22 protein-coding genes are annotated in these 22,291 nt (G+C 54.3%); 14 read left to right on the forward strand and 8 right to left on the reverse strand.

Features of this window, described 5'->3' with window-relative positions; genetic code table 11:
- Window positions 1–16: 16 nt before the first annotated feature.
- The 3 genes from clpP to bolA all read right to left on the reverse strand — a co-directional run bounded on the left by clpP (window position 17) and on the right by bolA (window position 2,888).
- Entirely contained in the window at window positions 17–640 is a 624-nt protein-coding gene (gene clpP / locus F3I20_RS13930; protein WP_010255410.1) for an ATP-dependent Clp endopeptidase proteolytic subunit ClpP, read from the reverse strand.
- Window positions 641–975: 335 nt separating this feature from the next.
- Complete coding sequence (gene tig, locus F3I20_RS13935) at window positions 976–2,280, reverse strand: trigger factor (RefSeq protein WP_150037817.1); 1,305 nt, start codon at window positions 2,278–2,280, stop codon at window positions 976–978.
- A 293-nt stretch (window positions 2,281–2,573) separates the two neighbouring features.
- Window positions 2,574–2,888, reverse strand: a complete 315-nt coding sequence (bolA, locus tag F3I20_RS13940) for a transcriptional regulator BolA (protein WP_150037818.1) — start codon at window positions 2,886–2,888, stop codon at window positions 2,574–2,576.
- A gap of 286 nt (window positions 2,889–3,174) precedes the next feature.
- On the opposite strand from bolA, the gene F3I20_RS13945 reads away from it, so the two are divergent.
- From F3I20_RS13945 to F3I20_RS13980, 8 genes are all read left to right on the forward strand, one after another.
- On the forward strand, window positions 3,175–3,753 hold the full coding sequence (locus F3I20_RS13945; protein ID WP_150013151.1) for a lipoprotein: 579 nt from the start codon (window positions 3,175–3,177) through the stop codon (window positions 3,751–3,753).
- Between the two features lie 57 nt (window positions 3,754–3,810).
- On the forward strand, window positions 3,811–5,301 hold the full coding sequence (gene ampG / locus F3I20_RS13950) for a muropeptide MFS transporter AmpG (RefSeq protein ID WP_150037819.1): 1,491 nt from the start codon (window positions 3,811–3,813) through the stop codon (window positions 5,299–5,301).
- Window positions 5,302–5,745: 444 nt separating this feature from the next.
- A complete protein-coding gene (gene cyoA, locus F3I20_RS13955) occupies window positions 5,746–6,672 on the forward strand; it encodes a cytochrome o ubiquinol oxidase subunit II (RefSeq protein ID WP_150037820.1) in 927 nt (308 codons plus the stop codon).
- Window positions 6,673–6,676: 4 nt separating this feature from the next.
- Complete coding sequence (gene cyoB, locus F3I20_RS13960; RefSeq protein ID WP_150013145.1) at window positions 6,677–8,659, forward strand: cytochrome o ubiquinol oxidase subunit I; 1,983 nt, start codon at window positions 6,677–6,679, stop codon at window positions 8,657–8,659.
- Window positions 8,659–9,276, forward strand: a complete 618-nt coding sequence (locus F3I20_RS13965; protein ID WP_009091720.1) for a cytochrome o ubiquinol oxidase subunit III — start codon at window positions 8,659–8,661, stop codon at window positions 9,274–9,276. Before cyoB ends, F3I20_RS13965 begins: the two co-directional genes overlap by 1 nt.
- Entirely contained in the window at window positions 9,276–9,605 is a 330-nt protein-coding gene (locus F3I20_RS13970; protein ID WP_008924889.1) for a cytochrome o ubiquinol oxidase subunit IV, read from the forward strand. Before F3I20_RS13965 ends, F3I20_RS13970 begins: the two co-directional genes overlap by 1 nt.
- Before the next feature lie 13 nt (window positions 9,606–9,618).
- Window positions 9,619–10,506 (forward strand): heme o synthase, encoded by an 888-nt coding sequence (gene cyoE, locus F3I20_RS13975; RefSeq protein WP_061061826.1) that lies wholly within the window; start codon window positions 9,619–9,621, stop codon window positions 10,504–10,506.
- Window positions 10,507–10,638: 132 nt separating this feature from the next.
- Window positions 10,639–12,003, forward strand: coding sequence for an MFS transporter (locus F3I20_RS13980; protein ID WP_150013143.1), 1,365 nt, complete (start codon window positions 10,639–10,641; stop codon window positions 12,001–12,003).
- 370 nt (window positions 12,004–12,373) lie between these two features.
- On the opposite strand, the gene F3I20_RS13985 is transcribed toward F3I20_RS13980, so the two are convergent.
- On the reverse strand, window positions 12,374–12,865 hold the full coding sequence (locus F3I20_RS13985; protein ID WP_009091726.1) for a YajQ family cyclic di-GMP-binding protein: 492 nt from the start codon (window positions 12,863–12,865) through the stop codon (window positions 12,374–12,376).
- Between the two features lie 135 nt (window positions 12,866–13,000).
- Here F3I20_RS13985 and panE point away from each other — a divergent pair, with 135 nt between their 5' ends.
- Window positions 13,001–13,921 carry a 2-dehydropantoate 2-reductase gene (panE, locus tag F3I20_RS13990; protein ID WP_150013141.1) on the forward strand — a complete coding sequence of 307 codons (921 nt, stop codon included), beginning with the start codon at window positions 13,001–13,003 and terminating at the stop codon, window positions 13,919–13,921.
- Window positions 13,875–14,471, forward strand: coding sequence for a protein deglycase YajL (gene yajL / locus F3I20_RS13995; RefSeq protein WP_150013139.1), 597 nt, complete (start codon window positions 13,875–13,877; stop codon window positions 14,469–14,471). Before panE ends, yajL begins: the two co-directional genes overlap by 47 nt.
- A 51-nt stretch (window positions 14,472–14,522) precedes the next feature.
- Here yajL and thiI read toward each other — a convergent pair whose 3' ends face one another.
- Window positions 14,523–15,971, reverse strand: coding sequence for a tRNA uracil 4-sulfurtransferase ThiI (gene thiI / locus F3I20_RS14000; RefSeq protein WP_150013137.1), 1,449 nt, complete (start codon window positions 15,969–15,971; stop codon window positions 14,523–14,525).
- Window positions 15,972–16,203: 232 nt separating this feature from the next.
- Between thiI and xseB the strand changes: the two genes are divergently transcribed.
- The 4 genes from xseB to F3I20_RS14020 all read left to right on the forward strand — a co-directional run bounded on the left by xseB (window position 16,204) and on the right by F3I20_RS14020 (window position 20,286).
- Window positions 16,204–16,446 carry an exodeoxyribonuclease VII small subunit gene (gene xseB, locus F3I20_RS14005; protein ID WP_013356982.1) on the forward strand — a complete coding sequence of 81 codons (243 nt, stop codon included), beginning with the start codon at window positions 16,204–16,206 and terminating at the stop codon, window positions 16,444–16,446.
- Window positions 16,446–17,345 carry a (2E,6E)-farnesyl diphosphate synthase gene (gene ispA, locus F3I20_RS14010; RefSeq protein WP_150037821.1) on the forward strand — a complete coding sequence of 300 codons (900 nt, stop codon included), beginning with the start codon at window positions 16,446–16,448 and terminating at the stop codon, window positions 17,343–17,345. Before xseB ends, ispA begins: the two co-directional genes overlap by 1 nt.
- 19 nt (window positions 17,346–17,364) lie before the next feature.
- Window positions 17,365–19,230, forward strand: coding sequence for a 1-deoxy-D-xylulose-5-phosphate synthase (dxs, locus tag F3I20_RS14015; RefSeq protein WP_150013133.1), 1,866 nt, complete (start codon window positions 17,365–17,367; stop codon window positions 19,228–19,230).
- A gap of 81 nt (window positions 19,231–19,311) precedes the next feature.
- Window positions 19,312–20,286, forward strand: coding sequence for an aldo/keto reductase (locus F3I20_RS14020; protein ID WP_150037822.1), 975 nt, complete (start codon window positions 19,312–19,314; stop codon window positions 20,284–20,286).
- A 58-nt stretch (window positions 20,287–20,344) separates the two neighbouring features.
- Here the strand turns inward: F3I20_RS14020 and pgpA are convergent, their stop codons facing one another.
- From pgpA to nusB, 3 genes are read right to left on the reverse strand one after another with little or no spacing between them, the layout of a single operon-like run.
- A complete protein-coding gene (gene pgpA, locus F3I20_RS14025) occupies window positions 20,345–20,884 on the reverse strand; it encodes a phosphatidylglycerophosphatase A (protein WP_013356978.1) in 540 nt (179 codons plus the stop codon).
- Window positions 20,829–21,806: a thiamine-phosphate kinase gene (gene thiL / locus F3I20_RS14030; protein WP_150019476.1), complete on the reverse strand. Its 978-nt coding sequence runs from the start codon at window positions 21,804–21,806 to the stop codon at window positions 20,829–20,831. Before thiL ends, pgpA begins: the two co-directional genes overlap by 56 nt.
- 55 nt (window positions 21,807–21,861) lie before the next feature.
- A complete protein-coding gene (nusB, locus tag F3I20_RS14035; RefSeq protein ID WP_009091744.1) occupies window positions 21,862–22,281 on the reverse strand; it encodes a transcription antitermination factor NusB in 420 nt (139 codons plus the stop codon).
- Between the last annotated feature and the right edge of the window lie 10 nt (window positions 22,282–22,291).

Below are 22,291 nucleotides of genomic sequence, written 5' to 3' on the forward strand. Positions count from 1 at the left end.
ACGGTAAGTCGGGGTCTTATTGGCGATGCGTCAGAATTGAATCGACTAATCCATACTCTACCGCTTCATTTGCAGAGAGGAAACGGTCACGCTCGGTATCACGCTCAATTTCTTCCAGCGTTTTACCGGTGTGCTCAGCCATCAGCTCATTCATACGCTGTTTAACTTTGAGGATTTCACGCGCATGGATTTCAATGTCTGACGCCTGGCCCTGATAGCCGCCCAGAGGCTGGTGGATCATCACGCGCGAGTTTGGCAGACAGAAACGCTTGCCTTTAGTGCCCGCTGTCAGCAGAAACGCACCCATTGAACAGGCCTGTCCCATACAGATAGTGCTGACATCCGGTTTGATAAATTTCATGGTGTCGTAAATCGACATACCGGCCGTGATCACACCGCCTGGCGAGTTGATGTAGAGATAGATATCTTTTTCCGGGTTCTCAGCTTCCAGAAACAGCATCTGGGCCACAATCAGATTCGCCATGTGGTCTTCAACCTGGCCGGTCAGAAAAATGACGCGCTCTTTCAGCAGACGGGAGTAGATGTCGTAAGAACGCTCACCACGCGAAGTTTGTTCAACCACCATTGGCACCAGCGCATTGTGCGGTGCAGTATATTCACGATCGCCACTGTATGACATTACCGTCTCCTGGATAAATTTCATTGGCAACATTCTGTACCGATTCTACGTAAGACGCGCGGGAAACTCCACGTCGCACCTTTTCCGACACCTTCAGGACGGTTAATCAGCCAGCCTCACTCTCATTTCTGCATACTCCCACTATCTGGGGATGCTGCACGCATGTTTCAAGCATAACAATCTTTTCCCTGTTCGCTAACCCGGAAAAAGCGATGGGTGAATAATTTGCCGATTAATTAAGCAAATAGCGGCGAAGAGTCGCGTTCTGTACGTAAAACACAAAAAAGCCCGCGACTTTTCAGTCACGGGCTTAGCACAGACGGTTAACTGCGTGATCAGGCCTGAGCGGTCTGATTCATCAGTTCCTGGAAGTTGGTCTCTTTCTCGGTCACTTTCGCTTTCGCCAGGACCGCTTCAACCGCTTGCTCTTCCAGCGCGACGTTGCGCATGTTGTTCATCAGCTCCTTATTCTTGCTGTAGAACTCGATAACTTCTTTCGGATCTTCATACGCAGAAGCCATCTCTTCAATCATGGTGTTCACGCGCGCTTCGTCAGCTTTCAGCTCATGGGTACGAATGACTTCGCCCAGCAGCAGACCGACAACAACACGACGTTTAGCCTGCTCTTCAAACAGTTCGCGTGGCAGTTCCAGCGCCTGCTGTTCGTTGCCACCGAAACGCTGTGCAGCCTGACGACGCAGAACGTCGATTTCGCTGTCAACCAGCGCCGCCGGCACGTCGATTTCGTTCGCTTCAACCAGGCCGTCGATCGCCTGGGTTTTGATGCGGTTACGGATAGCGCCTTTCAGCTCGCGATCCATGTTCTTACGCACTTCAGTACGCAGACCGGCTACTGAACCATCTTCAACGCCGAAACGTTTGATGAACTCTTCAGTCAGCTCTGGCAGCTCGCGCGTTTCAACTTTCTTCAGCACGATCTCGAACTTCGCATCTTTCCCTTTCAGGGTTTCTGCGTGGTAGTCGTCCGGGAATTTCACGTCGATAGTGAACGTTTCGCCCGCTTTATGACCCACAACGCCTTCTTCAAAGCCTGGGATCATGCGGCCCTGGCCCATGGCCAGAACGAAATCAGTGGCTTTGCCACCTTCAAACTCTTCACCGTCAACAGAACCGTTGAAATCGATAGTTGCACGATCTTCCGGGCCTGCAGCTGCGTCGCTTTCGATCCAGTTGGCCTGCTGCTTGCGCAGGGTATCCAGCATGGCATCAACATCAGCATCAGTCACTTCAACAACAGGTTTTTCGACTTCGATGTTTTCCAGGCCTTTCAGCTCAACTTCCGGATAAACTTCGAATTCAACCGCGTAGGTGAAATCCTGGCCTTCTTTGTATTCGCCTGGCACATAATTTGGTGCGCCAGCCGGATTAATTTTTTCTTTGATGATGGCGTCAACAAAGTTGCGCGTCATCAGCTCGCCCAGCACGTCCTGACGGACAGATGCGCCGTAACGCTGCGCTACGATGTTCATCGGCACTTTGCCTTTACGGAAACCATCGATGCGAACTTTCCTGGCAACATCAACCAGTTCTTTTTTTACTGCGCTTTCGATGCTGTCAGCTGCAACAGTAATCGTAATGCGACGGCCCAGGCCCTGAGTGGTCTCTACAGAAACTTGCATCTTGTTACCTCAAAAAATCACGTGCTCGGTCAACTTCAGACACCACACATCGTGAAATGCGCCGTATCTAACAACCGGGACGGCTTCCGTGAAGAGAACCTGATCCCTGTTACCAGAAGCGTCCCGAAGACATTCCGGAAAAATAGACGCAGCATTATAGCGGCATCGCTGGAATGAGTCGAGGACGCTAACTCACCACTTTTCAGCAGGTTTGCTGCTTTTTTGAGCCAGAGATCGCGTTTTTCGTTAAATCACAGAAAAAACGGCCAGCAGGCCGTTTCAGAGAAGGGAGCTCAGGCGAGACTTCCGGCACCACGACAGTTAGGCGAAGCCAGAACGGTATCCTGCAGCCCTTCCCACTCTTTCAGGGTGTAAGTATGCAGGGCTAAGGCGTGAACACCGCCCGCTAATTCAGCTGCCAGTTCGCTATAAATCAGGCGATGACGCGCCAGGAAACGTTGGCCTGCAAAGCAGTCGCTGACAATAACCACTTTGAAGTGACTCTCCGATCCGGCAGGCACGTTGTGCCGGTAACTTTCGTCATGTACTTCCAGATGAGCTGGCTGAAATGCCACACGCAGCTTTTCTTCTATTTGTTCGCGGATCATGGCTATTACTCCTCAATGGCGAGCGCGGTGCCCCATCTCATTCAATCTTAGTCGCTTTTAGTGCGCTTACCCGTCGGCGGACGCTAAATATTGCATTTTATGTCAGCATGCTTCCGGCAGGCATCATAACGCAGTCGAAACCATCATCAAACCAGCCTGTCAGAGAAGGTGCTTAAAACAGTTTCAAAGATAATTTCACCCGCAACAGGGCTTTTTTCACTGACGGGCAATGCTATGATGCCTCCAGTTTTTGCAAACCAACCCCCTGACACCAACGAGAAAAAGTATGTTGAAAAAACTGTTATTCCCACTGTTGGCTGCGTTTATTTTAGCCGGCTGTGCAACCAGCAATAATACCCTGACTATCCAGCCTAAAATTCAGTTGCCACAGCAGGATCCGGGCCTGATGGGCGTGACCGTGAGCATCAATGGTGCCGACCAGCGTAAAGATCAGGCGCTGGCAAAAGTTAACCGTGATGGTCAGTTAGTGACCCTGACGCCTTCGCGCGATCTCCGTTTCCTGCTGCAGGAAGTGCTGGAGAAGCAGATGACCGCACGTGGTTATATGATTGGTCCTGATGGCGCGGTTGATCTGCAGATTGTGGTTAACAACCTCTACGCTGACGTGACGCAGGGTAATGTGCGCTACAGCATCACCACTAAAGCGGACATCTCGATTATCGCGACCGCGAAAAACGGCAACAAGCAGGTTAAAAACTACCGCCAGACTTACAGTGTAGAAGGCGCGTTCAACGCCAGTAACCAGAAGATTACTGACGCAGTGAACGCCACCATGAGCGATGTGATTGCGGATATGGCACAGGACACCAGCGTTAACGACTTCATCAAGCAGAACGCCCGTTAATACCGTCTCACCTCTGCCCTGCCTCGTGCAGGGCTTTTTGTTATCTGCAGGATCCGCATGAACCACTATCTTCGCCTCTTCAGCCAGAAAAACGCCGCCGTATTGCTGCTCCTTGGTTTTGCTTCCGGACTGCCGCTGGCACTGACTTCGGGCACGTTGCAGGCGTGGATGACGGTGGAAAATGTCGATCTGAAAACCATCGGCTTCTTTTCACTGGTCGGCCAGGCCTATGTCTTTAAATTTCTCTGGTCGCCGATGATGGACCGCTATACGCCGCCGTTTCTGGGCCGGCGTCGCGGCTGGTTACTGCTGAGTCAGCTGGCGCTGGTGGGCGGGATTGTCGCGATGGGATGTCTGCAACCAGGACGCGATCTGACCCTGATGGCGGCGCTGGCAGTGCTGATCGCTTTCTGCTCCGCCTCGCAGGACATCGTTTTTGACGCCTGGAAAACCGATATTCTGCCACCTGAAGAGCGCGGCAGTGGCGCAGCCATTACCGTGCTGGGCTATCGGCTGGCGATGCTGATTTCAGGCGGGCTGGCCTTGTGGCTGGCTGACCGTTATCTGGGCTGGCAGGCGACCTACTGGCTGATGGCGCTCATGATGGTGCCGGGCATTATCGCCACGCTGATGGCGAGCGAGCCGGACACGCGCATTTCCACCCCGCATTCACTGCGACAGGCGGTTGTCGACCCGCTTAACGATTTCTTTCAGCGCAACAATGCCTGGCTGCTGATTACACTGATTATTCTCTACAAGCTGGGCGATGCCTTTGCCGCCTCGCTGACCACTACTTTTCTGATCCGCGGCGTCGGTTTCAATCCCGGTGACGTCGGCCTGGTCAACAAGACGCTGGGCCTGCTGGCGACCATTATCGGAGCGCTTTATGGCGGCGTACTGATGCAGCGCCTGAGTCTGTTCCGGGCACTGCTGATTTTCGGCGTGCTGCAGGCAGTTTCAAATTTTGGTTACTGGCTGCTGGCGGTGACCGACAAACAGTTGTGGAGCATGGCCAGCGCAGTCTTTGTCGAAAACCTCTGCGGCGGCATGGGCACCGCGGCCTTTGTCGCGTTGTTAATGACGCTGTGCAATAAATCGTTCTCAGCCACTCAGTTTGCCCTGTTATCGGCGCTCTCTGCCGTAGGTCGGGTCTATGTCGGCCCGGCGGCAGGCTGGCTGGTGGAACTCTGGGGCTGGCCGACCTTTTATGCTTTCACGGTGATCGCGGGTTTGCCGGGCCTGATGCTGCTCGCTTTTTGCCGACAAACACTTAATCAGGTCGAGCAGAGTGGCAATTTCCTCACACGAAGCTACTATCCTCATGGCTATCGCTGGACTAATCGTCTGTTTGCAGCCGGCTGCGGCGTACTGGCTCTCTGGCTGATCGCGCTGGCACTGAATGCAATGGGGATGACTGCGCTGGCACCGCTGCTGACCCGCCTGTTTGAGCTAGGCATGAGCCTCTCCCTGCTGGCGGTGCTTGCCGGGGTGTTGCTGGACTATCGGGCGCTGAAGAGAACGCCGGTTTTGCCCGCGTCAGATGCTTAAGTGAAATCGATAGGTTAACGGGTTGCGGCTTATTTTGTAACGTCCGGATAAGTCGCCGTCATTTATCATCGCATGTTCTTTTTAAAAAATAAGAATAGATCCTGAGGAGGCGTAGCGGAAATACTAAAAACCGGTTAGCAATTACTTTAGTTAAATTTTATCGCGCAAATGATGCAGACTTGTTAAATATTTGGGAATTAAAAGTAAGGGTTATTCCTTTCCCTGATTTTTTTACGGTTACTTCCATCGGTTTTTGTTATATTGATGCCAACTGCTTGTCTGCGTTAATTATTTGTCACCTGGCGCAACATCTGTGACACCCTTAGCAAAAGGTGTCAACACGTATCTGACACATCCTTAAGCTGGTTTACACTGCATAAACCTTCCCGTAAAATGCGCGCACACTTAAACGACAATAGAGCCCTTTGTCATTGAGGTCGTTAAATGAGACTCAGTAAATACAATAAAAGTTTGGGGATTTTGTCATTAATTGCAGGCACTTTATTAATGAGTGGCTGCGATAGTGCATTGTTAAATCCCAAAGGACAGATTGCACTGGAGCAACGTTCGCTGATACTGACTGCCTTTGGCCTGATGTTGATCGTCGTGATTCCCGCAGTCCTGATGGCCGTGGTGTTTGCCTGGAAGTATCGGGCGTCCAACACGAATGCGAAGTACAGCCCTAACTGGTCACACTCTAACAAGGTTGAAGCCGTGGTCTGGACCATTCCGATCCTGATCATTCTCTTCCTTAGCGTACTGACCTGGAAATCAACCCACGCACTGGAGCCCAGCAAACCGCTGCAATCTGATGTGAAACCGGTTGAGATCGATGTGGTTGCACTGGACTGGAAATGGTTGTTCATTTACCCGGAACAGGGTATTGCGACCGTGAACCAGATTGCCTTCCCGGCAAACACGCCAGTGAACTTCAAAATCACCTCTAACTCCGTGATGAACTCTTTCTTCATTCCAACACTCGGCAGCCAGATTTATGCGATGGCGGGTATGCAGACCAAACTGCATCTGATTGCGAATGAGCCAGGCACGTTCGACGGTATCTCTGCGAACTTCAGTGGTCGTGGTTTCTCTGGCATGAAGTTTAAAGCCATTGCAACCAAAGACGATGCGGAATTCCAGCAGTGGGTGGCTAAAGTCAAAGCAGCCCCTAACACGCTGACCACCATGGAAGATTTCGAGAAAGTAGCTGTGCCAAGCGAAAATCATCCGGTGGAATATTTCTCTTCAGCTGATCCGAAACTGTTCATGCAAGTCATCGACAAGTTCAAGATGAGCCACGGGAAAATGGACATGCCACAGCATGAAGGTATGGACATGAGTCACGCCGCTTCCGCGGGAGCCGAGGAATAATACGATGTTCGGAAAATTAACACTGGATGCAGTGCCGTACCATGAGCCGATTATCATGGTCACGGTCGCCGGTATCATTCTAGGTGGTCTGGCACTGATTGCCGCCATCACCTATTTTGGTAAATGGCAATATCTGTGGTCTGAATGGCTGACGTCTGTCGACCATAAAAAACTGGGTATCATGTACGTCATCATGGCATTCGTCATGCTGCTGCGTGGTTTTGCTGATGCCATCATGATGCGTACTCAACAGGTGATGGCGTCGGCCGGTGAAGCGGGCATTCTGCCACCGCATCACTACGACCAGATCTTTACGGCGCACGGCGTCATTATGATCTTCTTCGTGGCGATGCCTTTCGTGGTTGGCCTGATGAACATCGCCGTTCCGCTGCAGATTGGTGCACGTGACGTTGCGTTCCCGTTCCTGAACAACCTGAGCTTCTGGTTTACCGCGGTCGGTGTGATCCTGGTTAACCTGTCGCTGGGTGTGGGCGAGTTCGCGCAGACCGGCTGGCTGGCTTATCCGCCACTGTCCGGCGCGGAGTACAGTCCCGGCGTCGGGGTCGATTACTGGATCTGGAGCCTTCAGCTCTCGGGTATCGGTACGACCTTAACCGGTATCAACTTCTTCGTGACCATCCTGAAGATGCGTGCACCGGGCATGAGCCTGTTCAAAATGCCGGTCTTTACCTGGACTGCGCTGTGCACCAACGTCCTGATCATCGCTGCGTTCCCGGTTCTGACCGTGACCCTGGCGCTGTTGACCCTTGATCGTTATCTCGGCTTCCATTTCTTCACCAATGAAATGGGCGGGAACATGATGATGTACGTCAACCTGATCTGGGTCTGGGGCCATCCGGAAGTGTACATCCTGGTTCTGCCGGTGTTTGGTGTGTTCGCAGAAATTACCGCGACCTTCTCCAAGAAACGTCTGTTTGGTTATACCTCACTGGTGTGGGCGACCATCGCCATTACCGTGCTGTCGTTCATCGTCTGGTTGCACCACTTCTTCACCATGGGTGCGGGTGCCAACGTTAACGCCTTCTTCGGTATCATGACGATGATCATCGCGATTCCGACCGGGGTTAAAATCTTTAACTGGCTGTTCACCATGTATCAGGGCCGCATTCAGATGCACTCTGCCATGCTGTGGACCGTTGGCTTCCTGGTAACCTTCTCTGTAGGGGGTATGACTGGCGTACTGCTGGCCGTTCCAGGTGCTGACTTCATTCTGCACAACAGCCTGTTCCTGATTGCACACTTCCATAACGTTATCATCGGTGGTGTTGTCTTCGGTTGTATGGCGGGCGTGACCTACTGGTTCCCGAAAGCATTTGGCTTCACCCTGAACGAAACCTGGGGTAAGCGCGCATTCTGGTTCTGGATCATTGGCTTCTTCGTTGCCTTTATGCCGCTGTACGCACTGGGCTTCATGGGTATGACCCGTCGTCTGAGCCAGGATATCGATCCACAGTTCCACCCTCTGCTGGTAGTCGCTGCGGTCGGTGCAGGTCTGATTGCGCTGGGTATCCTGTGCCAGCTGACCATGTTCTATGTTTCGGTCCGTGACCGCGACCAGAACCGTGATCTGACCGGTGACCCGTGGGGCGGTCGTACGCTGGAGTGGGCAACCTCTTCACCACCACCGTTCTATAACTTTGCTGTCATCCCACATGTCCATGAGCGTGATGCGTTCTGGGAAATGAAAGAGAAAGGCGAAGCGTACAAACAGCCGGCATCCTATGAAGAAATTCATATGCCGAAAAACAGTGGTGCGGCAATCGTCATCTGCGCATTCGCTACTGTGATGGGCTTCGCGCTGATCTGGCATATCTGGTGGATGGCGGGTCTTTCATTCCTCGGCATGATCGTTACCTGGATCGTGAAGAGCTTCGACGAAGACGTGGATTACTACGTTCCGGTTGCCGAAGTTCAGAAGATTGAGAACCAGCACTTTGACGAAATCAGCAAAGCAGGTCTGAAATAATGTCAACTGAAACTCTGATTAAACATCACCACGACGCCCATGCGGAGCATGGGCATCACGATGCAGGAGCCAACAAAGTCTTTGGCTTCTGGATCTACCTGATGAGTGACTGCATTATCTTCGCAACCCTGTTTGCGACCTATGCCGTCATGGTCAACAACACTGCCGGTGGCCCGGCAGGTAAAGATATCTTTGAGCTGCCGTTTGTTCTGGTAGAAACCGCCCTGCTGCTGTTGAGTTCGATCACTTACGGCATGGCTGTTATCTCCATGAATAAGGAGCAAAAAGGTGCCGTTATCGGCTGGCTCGCGCTGACCTTCCTGTTCGGTCTGGGCTTCATCGGCATGGAAATCTATGAATTCCATCACCTGATTGCTGAAGGCTTTGGTCCGGATCGCAGTGGCTTCCTGTCTGGCTTCTTTACGCTGGTCGGTACCCACGGTCTGCACGTGACCTCCGGTCTGATCTGGATGCTGGTTCTGATGTTCCAGATTTCCAAACGTGGCCTGAACGCGACTAACCGTACCCGTATCATGTGTCTGAGCCTGTTCTGGCACTTCCTGGACGTGGTCTGGATTTGCGTCTTCACCGTTGTTTACCTGATGGGAGCCATGTAATGAGTCATTCTGTTAACGAACATGGCGCTTCACACGGTAGCGTGAAGTCCTACATGATCGGCTTCATCCTCTCTATCATCCTGACGGCGATCCCGTTCTGGATGGTGATGGATGGCAGTGCATCTCACGGTACTATCCTCGGTGTTGTTCTGGTGTGTGCGGTCATTCAGGTGCTGGTTCACCTGGTGTACTTCCTGCACTTAGATAGCAAATCTGAGGGTGGCTGGAACATGGTAGCCATTGTTTTCTCGGCCATCATCATCCTGATTGTCGTAGTAGGCTCACTGTGGATCATGTGGAACCTCAACTACAACATGATGCCTCACTAAAGAGTCACGCGTAATGTTTAAGCAATACCTGCAAGTTACAAAACCAGGAATTATTTTCGGGAATTTAATTTCTGTGATCGGCGGATTCCTGTTGGCCTCCAAAGGCAACACGGATTACGCCCTGTTTCTCATCACTCTGGTGGGCGTGTCACTGGTGGTTGCATCGGGTTGTGTTTTCAACAACGTGATTGACCGCGACATCGACATCAAGATGGAGAGAACCAGGAATCGGGTGCTGGTAAAAGGCCTTATCTCCGCGAAAGTAAGCCTGGTTTATGCCACTGTGCTGGGTATTGCTGGCTTTGCGTTGCTCTACTTCGGTGCTAATCCGCTGGCCATGTGGCTGGCGGTGATGGGCTTCGTGGTATACGTGGGCATCTACAGCCTGTACATGAAGCGTCATTCCGTTTACGGCACGCTGATTGGCAGTCTGTCGGGTGCTGCGCCGCCGGTTATCGGCTACTGCGCGGTCTCTAACCAGTTTGATGCTGGCGCATTGATCCTGCTGGCAATCTTTAGCCTGTGGCAGATGCCGCATTCGTACGCGATTGCCATCTTCCGCTTTAAAGATTACCAGGCAGCGAACATCCCGGTTCTGCCGGTGGTGAAAGGCATTTCCGTCGCGAAGAATCATATTACGCTCTATATCCTGGCGTTTATGATTGCCACGCTGATGCTGACGCTGGGCGGTTACGCAGGCTACAAATATCTGGTGGTGGCCGCTGCGGTCAGCGTCTGGTGGCTGGGCATGGCGTTATCGGGTTACAAAACCGCAGATGACCGTGTCTGGGCGCGTAAGCTGTTTGTCTTCTCTATCGTGACCATCACCGCGCTGAGCGTGATGATGTCGGTAGATTCGATGGCTCCGGCTTCGAAGGACCTGCTGACATACGTCTGGTAACCGGCACCGATACGGCATGAAAAGGGCGCGATTTTCGCGCCCTTTCTTTTTGTTACCACTGCTTAAAAACTATTGTTTTACCCGCCCTGCCCCGCCCCCTAGAATAAATGCAGCACATTAACAGAGGTTGGAATGAACGATAATAAAATGACTCCGGTGGAGCTGCGTGCCACATGGGGCCTCGGTACGGTCTTTTCCCTGCGTATGCTTGGGATGTTTATGGTCCTGCCGGTACTGACCACTTATGGCATGGCATTACAGGGCGCGAGTGAAACGCTGATTGGTCTGGCGATCGGTATCTATGGCCTTGCCCAGGCAATATTTCAGATTCCTTTTGGTCTGCTCTCTGATCGCATCGGCCGCAAGCCGTTGATCGTCGGCGGACTGCTGCTGTTTGTTCTGGGCAGCGTTATTGCAGCCTGTACCGACTCCATCTGGGGCATTATTCTGGGCCGTGCGCTGCAGGGCTCCGGCGCAATTGCCGCTGCCGTGATGGCACTGTTATCCGATTTAACCCGTGAGCAGAACCGCACCAAAGCGATGGCGTTTATCGGCATCAGTTTTGGTGTGACCTTCGCGATTGCAATGGTGGTCGGCCCGATTGTCACTCACGCACTGGGCCTGCATGCGCTGTTCTGGATGATCGCGATTCTGGCCTCGCTGGGAATCGTGATCACACTTCTCGTAGTGCCGTCCGCCTCCCATCATGTCCTGAACCGTGAATCGGGCATTGTCAAAGGCAGCTTTCGCAAGGTGCTGGCTAATCCCCGCCTGGTGAAGCTGAATATCGGTATTTTCTGTCTGCATATTCTGCTGATGTCGAGCTTTGTTGCCTTACCTGGACAGTTTGAACAGGCGGGTTTCCCGGCACCTGAACACTGGAAAGTCTATCTCTCTACCATGCTGATTGCCTTTGCGGGCGTGGTGCCGTTCATCATTTATGCCGAAGTGAAGCGTCGCATGAAGCGCGTCTTTGTGGGCTGCGTCGGGATGATTGTGATTGCCGAGATCGTGCTGTGGGGTGCGGAAGGCCATTTCTGGACGCTGGTCGTTGGGGTTCAGCTCTTCTTCTTCGCTTTCAATCTGATGGAAGCCATTCTCCCTTCGCTGATCAGTAAAGAGTCGCCTGCCGGTTATAAAGGCACGGCGATGGGCATTTACTCCACCAGCCAGTTCCTTGGCGTAGCCGTTGGCGGCAGCATGGGTGGCTGGGTGTTTGGTCATTTCGATGCACAGACCGTGTTCATGGTCGGCGCGATGGTGGCAGCAGCCTGGCTGTTTGTCAGTATGACGATGCAGGAGCCGCCTTATGTGAGCAGCCTGCGCATTGTGCTGAGCGATGCCGCACTGGCTTTGCCGAATCTGGAGCAGCGCCTGAAAGCGCAGAAAGGAGTGAACTCCGTGTTTATCGTGCCGGAAGAGAAAAGCGCTTATATCAAAATCGACAGTAAAGTTACCAGCCGCCCTGAGCTGGAAGCGTTGCTGGGGAGTTGCTAGTTTAAGAAAATTTTCACGACAACTTCCGCTCGTTTCGCTTCAGGATCGAGCTGGCTCAGGGAACAGGGTCAGATCGGAAAGTCGCAAAAGCCGCCATGGATGGCGCTTTTGCGTCTTTGCGAAAGGCACAGGCTCCCTGAGCAAGCGCGCAATCGCACAGACGCCCTACAACACCCCGCTCCAGACGCTTTACTTGTTCAAAGAGATGCAAGCCAGCGCACGATGCCACTGACGTCACAGACTACGTCTTCATTCAGACGGCTCACAAATTTGGATAGATGCAGCGCTGCTCCTGCCAGGTAACAAAAAACCCGGCCTGAGCCGGGTTTTTCATCACTGCCTTCAGGCCCAAAAAACAGCCTGCCCCCACTTAATCGCGGAAGTTTTTAAACTGGAAAGGCTGCCCCAGATTGCTGCCGCGCACAATCGCCATTGCGCTCTGCAGATCATCGCGCGCTTTGCCGGTCACTCGTAACGCTTCACCCTGAATCTGGGTCTGTACTTTCAGCTTACTGTCTTTGATCAGCTTCACCAGCTTCTTCGCTACGTCGCTCTCAATGCCCTTCTTCAGTTTGGCATCGACCGCCCAGCTTTTACCGCTGTGCTCAATCTCTTCCGGCACCTCTAAGGCTCCGCCTTCAATGCCGCGCTTCAGTAACTTCTCACGCAAAATATCGACCAGCTGTTTAACCTGGAAATCAGACTCGCTGGTGATTTTAATGGTTTCATTCTTTTCGTTGAGCTCAAACTCGGCGCTCACGTTGCGGAAATCGAAGCGGGTAGACACCTCACGGTTGGCATTCTCCACCGCATTGCGAATTTCCTGCAGATCGACTTCTGAAACGATATCGAAAGATGGCATCTCTTCTTCTCCTGACGCTAAAGTGACATGCATAATACGCGTCTTACGGTGCTAAATAAAATCAGGCTGTGCACGACGCTATACTCATGGTGTGACAGTAAATAATAAATGGATAGCCCGCCAGCGGGAGGCAGTATGAAAATTACCGTGTTAGGGTGCGGTGCTCTGGGTCAGGTCTGGCTGACAGCGCTCGCCCGTCAGGGACACGAGGTGCAGGGATGGTTGCGGGTGCCGCAGCCCTATTGCTCGGCCAATGTCGTCGACCCGGAAGGCAACATAGCCAACCGCACCTTCATCGCTAACGATCCGCTGTTTCTGGCGGAAAGCCAGCTGCTACTGGTCACGCTTAAAGCGCCGCAGGTCTCACCCGCCGTGAAGAATCTGGAAAGTGTGCTGCCAGAAAACTGCCCGGTGCTGCTACTGCATAACGGTATGGGCACGCTGGAAGAACTCAAAGGGATGACTCAGCCACTCCTGCGTGGCGTCACCACGCATGCGGCGATGCGTGATGGCACCGTCATCAAGCACATCGCCAGTGGCATCACTCACATTGGTCCAGGTAACCGCAAAAGCGCCGCTTACAGCGACCTCGCCGACATCCTGCACCCTGCCCTGCCCGATGTTGCCTGGCATGACAATATACGGGCGGCCTGCTGGCGCAAACTGGCTGTCAACTGCGTCATCAACCCGCTCAGCGTGGAGTATGAGTGCCAGAACGGCGCACTGCGCGCGTATCCGGAGCAGATTGCGCAACTGTGCGAAGAGATCAGCTGGGTCATGGAGCGTGAAGGCCAGAACGTCGCCAGTGACAGTTTACAGGACATCATCTTTGACGTGATCGAAAGCACCGCGGCCAACACCTCCTCAATGCTGCAGGACGTTCGCGCCCAGCGGCTCACCGAAATCGACTATATCAGCGGCTTTCTGCTACGCCGCGCCCGGACGCACGGCCTGGTGCTCACGGAGAACACTCGTCTGTATGACATTGTAAAACGCAAGGAGTCCCATTATGACCGCGAACGCATCGGTGCTGGTTTGCCTGGCACATGGCAGTGAAGAAACCGAAGCCGTCACCTCTATCGATCTGCTGGTTCGGGCCGGCCTGAAGGTTGTCACCGCCAGCGTCGAAAGCGATGGCAGCCGTGAGATTGTCTGCTCGCGTGGTGTCCGCCTGCTGGCTGACGTCACGCTGGTTGAAGTCGCCGACAACGATTTCGCCGCCATTGTCCTGCCCGGTGGCCTGAAAGGCGCGGAGACCTTCCGTGACAGCCCGCTACTGGTCGAAACGGTGCGTCAGTTTCACCTCAATGAGAAGATTGTCGCGGCAATATGCGCAGCCGCAGGCACGGTACTGATCCCTCACGATCTCTTTCCGGTCGGCAATATGACCGGCTTTCCTGGCCTGAAAGAGACGATTCCGGAGGACAAATGGATGGAGCGGCGTGTCGTCTGGGATCCGCGCGTCAATCTGCTGACCAGCCAGGGGCCTGGTACGGCAATGGATTTTGCGCTGAAGTTAATCGATCTGCTGGTGGGAAAAGAGATGGCGCGTGAGGTCGCTGCACAGCTGGTGCTGGCTCCCGGCATTTATGACTATCAGGCCTGAACAGGCTCATCAGCCAGACCCCGACAGGGTCTGACTGACAGTCAGCCAGGACTACGGGCGGTAAACCTTCACGTTCTTAAAGCCCTGCTCATGCAGATAGAGCGCCTGCAGACGGCTCATCACGCCGCGATCGCAGTAAAGCAGCCAGGTGCGGTTCTGATCGAGATCGCCAAACTGCGTGCTGAGTTTGTAAAACGGCAGTGATTTCACCTCCGTGGCCTTCAGCTCAAGCGGATTCTCTTCCTGCTCGTCGATGGCGCGGATATCCAGCACCACGTCGTTTTCACTCAGCAGCGCGACGGTCTCAACTTCCACCACCTCCTCTTCTGTCTGTTCAGCGATAGTGCGGATATCGACGTTGGTCGCCTCTTCCACCACGCGATCCAGGATCGTGAAGTCGAAATTCTGCTCTTCTGCCTCGATCTTCGCCTTCACCGCCTTCACCGTTGGGCTTTTTGAGATCACACCACAATATTCCGGCATGGTGCTGGCGAAATCTTCGGTGCCGATCTCCCGGGCGACTTTGATGATGTGCTCTTTGTCGTGAGAGATCAGCGGACGCAGTATCAGCGTATCGGAAGCGTTATCAATCAGACGCAGGTTGGTCAGCGTCTGGCTCGATACCTGCCCGACCGCTTCACCCGTGACCAGCGCCTGTACGCCGTAACGCTCAGCCACGCGGGAAGCGGCACGCACCATCATGCGCTTCAGCACCACGCCCATCTGACCGTCATCCACTTTTTCCAGGATCTCGCCGACAACCGGCTCAAAATTGATCGCCACGAAGCGCACGCGGTGTGAACGACCAAAACGATTCCACAAATAGTGCGCAACCTGACGAACGCCAATCTCATGGGCGGCACCGCCAAGGTTAAAGAAGCAGTAATGTACGCGACTGCCGCGACGCAGCAGCATATAGCTGGAGACGCCGGAGTCGAAACCACCGGAAATCAGTGACAGCACATCTTCCTGCGTGCCGATCGGGAAGCCCCCCAGACCTTCGTAACGTGCAGTCACCAGTGTCAGGCGGTTCTCTTCAACTTCAAGGTTCACCGTCACGTCAGGGTTTTTAAGCTGCACGCGGGCGCTTTCAATATGCTGATTCAGGCCGCCGCCCACATAGCGCTCTACATCCTGCGAACTGAAGCTATGCTTACCGCGACGTTTAACACGTACGCAGAAGCTCTTGCCTTCAAGACTGTCACGATACTGCGCTAACGTCTGTTCAAAGATGTGATGAATATCGGTGTACTCACGATCTTCAACCGCTAAAACGTGATGGATACCGGGAATGCGGGAAAGCTCATCGGGAATAATGCCAGCCAGCGCCGCATTTTTTGACCGCACTTCAATGTGATCCCAGTAGCGCACAACGGCGATGTCGTCGCTGACGGTTTTCAGGACGTTGCGGATATTGCTGGCAAGAATCTTGATAAAGCGCAAACGCACCGACGGACTCTTGATGGTGATTTCAGGAAATAACTTGATGATAAACTTCATGGCGACACAGCTTCGTTGGGCAAATAAGTGCTAAAACAGGCGGCACTTAGCTGGTAAAATCACAAAATTGCGGGCTGCAAGGCGCAACCGCATCCGAGGCGCGGGAGTATATCACCATTGTCAGGTGACTGCTTCTTCATCAGCCGCCGCATTGATTATTTTGCTAATCATAGGGTCTCAGCTACCATGACCGATTGCGAGATAATGTCCCAACCGTGAGTCGACACGAAATATGCCGAAAAAAGCCGAACAGCCAGCCAGCTTTGAAACGTCATTGCAGCAGCTGGAGCAGATTGTCAGCCGTCTTGAAAGTGGTGAACTGCCGCTGGAAGAAGCCCTGAACGAATTTGAACGTGGCGTGCAGCTGGCGCGGAATGGTCAGCAGACGCTGCAGCAGGCTGAACAGCGGGTCCGCATTCTGCTGAACGATGATAAAGATGCCGACCTCACTGCTTTCACGCCGGAAAACGACTAATGGATTTTGCCCGCTTACTCGACGCCTGTCAGCAGCAGGTCAACGCCGCGCTGACGCGTTTTATAGAGCCACTTCCTTTTCAGAGTTCTCCTCTGGTGAATGCCATGCATTATGGGGCATTATTAGGCGGTAAACGTCTGCGTCCTTTTCTGGTCTACGCGACCGGCGAAATGCTCCACGCCAATCCGGCGAGTCTGGATGCCCCTGCCGCCGCAGTTGAATGCATTCATGCGTACTCTCTGATTCATGACGATCTCCCTGCGATGGATGACGATGCACTGCGTCGCGGGCAGCCAACCTGTCACATTAAATATGGCGAAGATACGGCGATTCTGGCGGGCGACGCCCTGCAGACGCTGGCCTTTTCCATTCTGACTGACGCAGCAATGCCGGGTGTCAGCGCGGAGTACCGGCTGCGGATGATCTCTGAACTGGCAAACGCCAGCGGCGTGGCCGGCATGTGCGGCGGTCAGGCTCTTGATCTGGCGGCAGAGGGTAAATCGGTGGATCTCGACAAGCTGGAGCAGATCCATCGCCATAAAACCGGCGCGCTGATCCGCTCAGCGGTACGCTTAGGCGCATTAACGGCAGGCGATGCGGGCCGCGAAGCGCTGCCGCTGCTCGACCGCTATGCAGAGGCGATTGGTCTCGCATTTCAGGTGCAGGACGACATTCTGGATGTGATCGGTGACACAGCAGTGATCGGAAAACGTCAGGGTGCCGATCAGGATCTGGGGAAAAGCACCTATCCTTCACTGTTAGGCCTTGAAAATGCCCGCGCCAAGGCGCGGGATTTGTATCAGGAAGCTCTTGATGCTTTAGAATTGCTCGCTGCGCACTCCTATAACACTACAGCACTGCAGGCGCTGGCGAGCTTCATAATTGAACGCGACAAATAACTTCCATAATGAGTCTCTGATGAGTTTTGATATTGCTAAATACCCGACACTGGCGCTGGCAGACACCGTTCAGGCGCTGCGCGCCCTGCCGAAAGAGAAGCTGCCTGCGCTGTGTGATGAACTGCGTCAGTATCTGTTAGACAGTGTAAGCCGCTCCAGCGGCCATTTTGCATCGGGTCTGGGCGTGGTTGAACTGACGGTCGCGCTGCATTATGTCTATAACACCCCGTTTGACCATCTGGTCTGGGATGTAGGTCATCAGGCTTATCCGCATAAAATTCTGACGGGTCGCCGCGATCGCATCGGCACTATCCGTCAGAAAAACGGCGTACATCCGTTTCCGTGGCGCGGTGAAAGTGAATATGACGTCCTGAGCGTCGGTCACTCATCAACCTCTATCAGTGCCGGTCTGGGCATGGCCGCTGCGGCAGAACGTGAAGGTCAGGGCCGTCGCACCGCCTGTATTATTGGCGATGGTGCGATTACCGCTGGTATGGCGTTTGAAGCGATGAACCATGCCGGTGATATCAAGCCGGACATGCTGGTCATCCTCAATGACAATGAGATGTCGATTTCCGAAAACGTCGGCGCGCTGAATAATCGCCTGGCGCAGATCCTGTCGGGTAAAACCTACGCACGACTGCGCGAAGGCAGTAAGCGCGTGCTGACAAATCTGCCGCCAATTAAAGAGCTGGTCAAACGCACCGAAGAGCATCTCAAAGGCATGGTCGTGCCGGGCACGCTGTTTGAAGAGCTGGGCTTTAACTACATTGGCCCGGTTGATGGTCACGATGTGCTGACGCTGGTCAATACGCTGAGTAATATGCGCAGCCTGAAAGGGCCGCAGTTCCTGCATATCATGACGAAGAAAGGTAAAGGCTACGCTCCGGCAGAGGAAGATCCGATTGCCTGGCACGCTGTTCCTAAATTTGACCCGGCGATTGGCGAACTGCCGAAAAGCGCAGAAGGTCTGCCGAGCTACTCTAAAATCTTCGGCAACTGGCTGTGCGAAATGGCTGCCGACGATCCGAAGCTGATGGCGATTACGCCGGCGATGCGTGAAGGCTCCGGCATGGTGGCTTTCTCTCGTGAATTCCCGAAGCAATATTTTGACGTGGCGATCGCCGAGCAGCATGCGGTAACCTTCGCGGCGGGTATGGCGATTGGCGGCTATAAACCCATTGTGGCCATCTATTCTACCTTCCTGCAACGCGCCTACGATCAGCTGATCCACGACGTCGCTATCCAGAAATTGCCGGTCCTGTTTGCTATCGATCGCGGTGGTATTGTTGGCGCGGATGGTCAGACTCACCAGGGCGCGTTTGATCTCGCCTACCTGCGCTGCGTGCCGGATATGGTGATCATGACGCCGAGCGATGAGAATGAGTGTCGGCAGATGCTTTACACCGGCTACCACCATCAGGCTGGCCCAAGTGCGGTGCGCTATCCACGCGGCACCGGTGTCGGTACCCCTCTGGCCCCACTACAGAGTCTGCCGCTGGGTAAAGCAGTCGTGAAACGTCAGGGTGAAAAGCTGGCGATTCTGAACTTCGGTACCCTGCTGCCAGAAGCCGCCGCCACGGCAGAAGCGCTGAACGCGACACTGGTCGATATGCGCTTTGTGAAGCCGCTGGATGAAGCGCTGATCGCCGGGCTCGCTAACACCCACGACTCATTGATTACGCTGGAAGAAGGCGCAATCAAAGGCGGTGCGGGCAGCGGCGTCAATGAGTTTGTGATGGCGAAACGCCTGGGCGTTCCGGTACTGAACATCGGCCTGCCCGATGAGTTCATCCCGCAGGGCACGCAGGATGAAGTGCGTCATGACTATCTGCTGGACGCCGAAGGCATTCAGCAACAGATCGCCCGCTGGCTGGCGCAGTAACCTCTCCTCTTTGCGCTCCCCCCTGGGGAGCGCAACATCCTGCTATGCTGTAACCTTTGCACTTTCGCAGGAACCTCCATCATGAAAATGATTCAACTGGGTACTACCGATCTGCAGGTGTCGCGTCTCTGTCTTGGCTGTATGACCTATGGCGAGCCAACGCGCGGCAATCACGCCTGGACGCTGCCGGAAGCCAGCAGCCGTCCGCTGATCCAGCAGGCACTGAACGCGGGCATCAACTTCTTTGATACCGCCAACAGCTACTCCGATGGCAGCAGTGAAGAGATCCTGGGCCGGGCCCTGAAAGAGTTTGCCCGGCGCGAAGAGATCGTGGTCGCCACCAAAGTCTACTTTCCGCTGACCAATCTCTCACAGGGACTGTCGCGCAAAAATATCCTGCAATCGATTGATGACAGCCTGCATCGTCTTGGCATGGAGTATGTCGACCTGCTGCAGATTCACCGCTGGGATTACGACACGCCGCTGGAAGAAACGCTGGAAGCGCTGCATGACGTAGTGCAGTCTGGCAAAGCCCGCTATATCGGTGCCTCGTCAATGCACGCCAGCCAGTTTGCTCAGGCGTTGCAGATGCAGTCGGAACAGGGCTGGCACCGCTTTGTCAGCATGCAGGATCAGTACAACCTGATTCAGCGTGAAGAGGAGCGTGAAATGCATCCGCTCTGTCTGAAAGAGCAGATCGCCGTGCTGCCCTGGAGTCCGCTGGCGCGCGGTAAGCTGACCCGCCCGTGGGGGGAAAACACCGCGCGTTCCGCCTCTGACCAGGTGATGGCGAAGCTCTATGACAACACCGAAGAGAACGATGCCGTGATTGCCGAGCGGCTGGCACAGGTGGCGGAAAGTAAAGGTGTAACGCGGGCGCAGGTGGCGCTGGCCTGGTTGCTGAGCAAGCCTGCCGTCACGGCACCGATCATCGGTGCATCGCGCGCTGAGCAGTTTGAGGATCTGGTGAAGGCAGTGGATGTCACGCTGAGTGACGACGAGATTACCCTGCTGGAAGAGATCTATCAGCCGCATCAGGCGGTGGGATTTGAGTAAATCAGAATGTGACGCCCTGGCCGGGCGTCACCTCTTATCATGCGTTGAGCATCGAGGGTTAACCCGCCAGCCAGACCCCAAAGCCATAGAGCATCGCCGCAGAAATCACGCCAGCAATAATGTCATCCACCATAATACCCATGCCACCGTGCACGTTGCGGTCAAACCAGCGAATCGGCCAGGGTTTCCACATATCCAGAATACGAAACAGCACAAAGCCGCCCAGCACCCATTGCCAGCTGTTGACCGGAATCGCCATCAGCGTAATCCACATGCCGATAAATTCATCCCAGACAATACTGCCGTGATCGTGTACCCCCATATCTTTGGCGGTGCGATGGCAGAGATAGACACCGACGCAGATACCAACCAGCACAACCAGCGAATAGAGATCCTGCGGCAGAAAGGTCATCAGCCACCAGAACGGGATGGCCGCCAGCGATCCCATGGTACCAGGCACGACCGGGCTTAATCCGCTGCCGAAACCGGTGGCCAGCAGATGCCAGGGATTGCTCATCCGCAGACGGCTCTTCGCCACGTCGTTATTTAGTATCAAAGTGATCAAACCCTTTATGATGGAATGTGGCAGGTTTGCCATTATCCAGCAGCGTTAAGCCTTCTGATTCCGGTGCTATCTGTCCGATGCAGGTATAAGGCACGCCCAGATGCCCCAGCGCCACATCCAGCGCGCCGCGATTCACTTCCGGCACGGTAAAGCAGAGTTCGTAATCTTCTCCGCCACTCAGCGCCCAGCGCAACACCTGCTCTGGGTCGAAATGGTCGCGCAGCGCCGCCGACAGCGGCAACGCATCCAGGTTAAGCCGTGCGCCACAGCCGCTGACTTTCAGCACGTGGCCGAGATCGGAAATCAAGCCATCGGAAAGGTCCACGGCTGAAGAGGCCAGCGAACGCAGTGCCTGGCCCTGCAGAATGCGCGGCATTGGGCGCAGATGCCGTTTAATCAGCGCCTCATGCACCGCCGGATCGCTGATGCGACAGTGATGCTGCAACAGCGCCAGACCCGCCGCGCTGTCACCCAGCGTGCCGGTCACGTAGATCCAGTCGCCCGGCTTCGCACCGGAGCGTTTCAGGGCGCGGCCCTGCGGCACCAGACCGTGAATCGCCAGCGTCAGGCTCAGCGGGCCGCGGGTCGTGTCACCGCCCACCAGCTGCATATCGTAATATTCCAGCAGTTCAAACAGGCTTTCGCTAAAGGCGGAGAGCCAGCTCTCATCGACCTGCGGTAGCGTTAAGGCCAGCGTCAGCCACGCGGGATCGGCACCCATGGCAGCAAGATCGCTAAGATTCACAGCCAGAGCTTTGTAGCCCAGATCGGCAGGATGGATATCCCGTAAGAAGTGCACACCCGCGACCAGGGTATCGGTGCTGATCGCCAGCGTCTGTTTTTCCGGCACGCTAAGTAACGCACAATCGTCACCGATGCCAAGTTCGACATCACGGCGGCTGCGTGTTCTGCGGTTGAAGTAGCGTGCGATGAGTTCAAATTCACCACAAGACATAATTGCGTTCCGCTTGACTCTTCATGAAAAAAGGCCGGCAAGCCGGCCTTTTTGTTTATTTGCGATGGGGTCGAATTTGTGGCCCGGCTTTATCCAGTACGCCGTTAACAAATTTATGACTGTCTTCGGCACCGAAGACTTTCGCCAGCTCAATCCCTTCGTTGATGGCCACTTTATAGGGCACATCATCACGTTTGCTCAGCTCATACAGCGAGATGCGCAGGATCGCTTTTTCTACCTGGCCCAGCTCTTCAAGCTGACGCGACAGGTAGGGCTTCATCAGTCCATCCAGATACGCACTGTTGGTCGCCACACCGGACAGCAGTTCGCGGAAATAGGTAATGTCGACGTCTTTGACGTCCTGTTCCGCCAGAAACTGGTATTCCACATCGGCAATGTCATTATTCGACAACTGCCAGGAGTAAAGCGCCTGAACAGCGCACTCACGGGCGCGACGACGAGCAGCAGGTTTCACAAAATTCCCC

This window comes from Candidatus Pantoea gossypiicola, assembly GCF_008632075.1.
Classification (GTDB): domain Bacteria; phylum Pseudomonadota; class Gammaproteobacteria; order Enterobacterales; family Enterobacteriaceae; genus Pantoea; species Pantoea gossypiicola.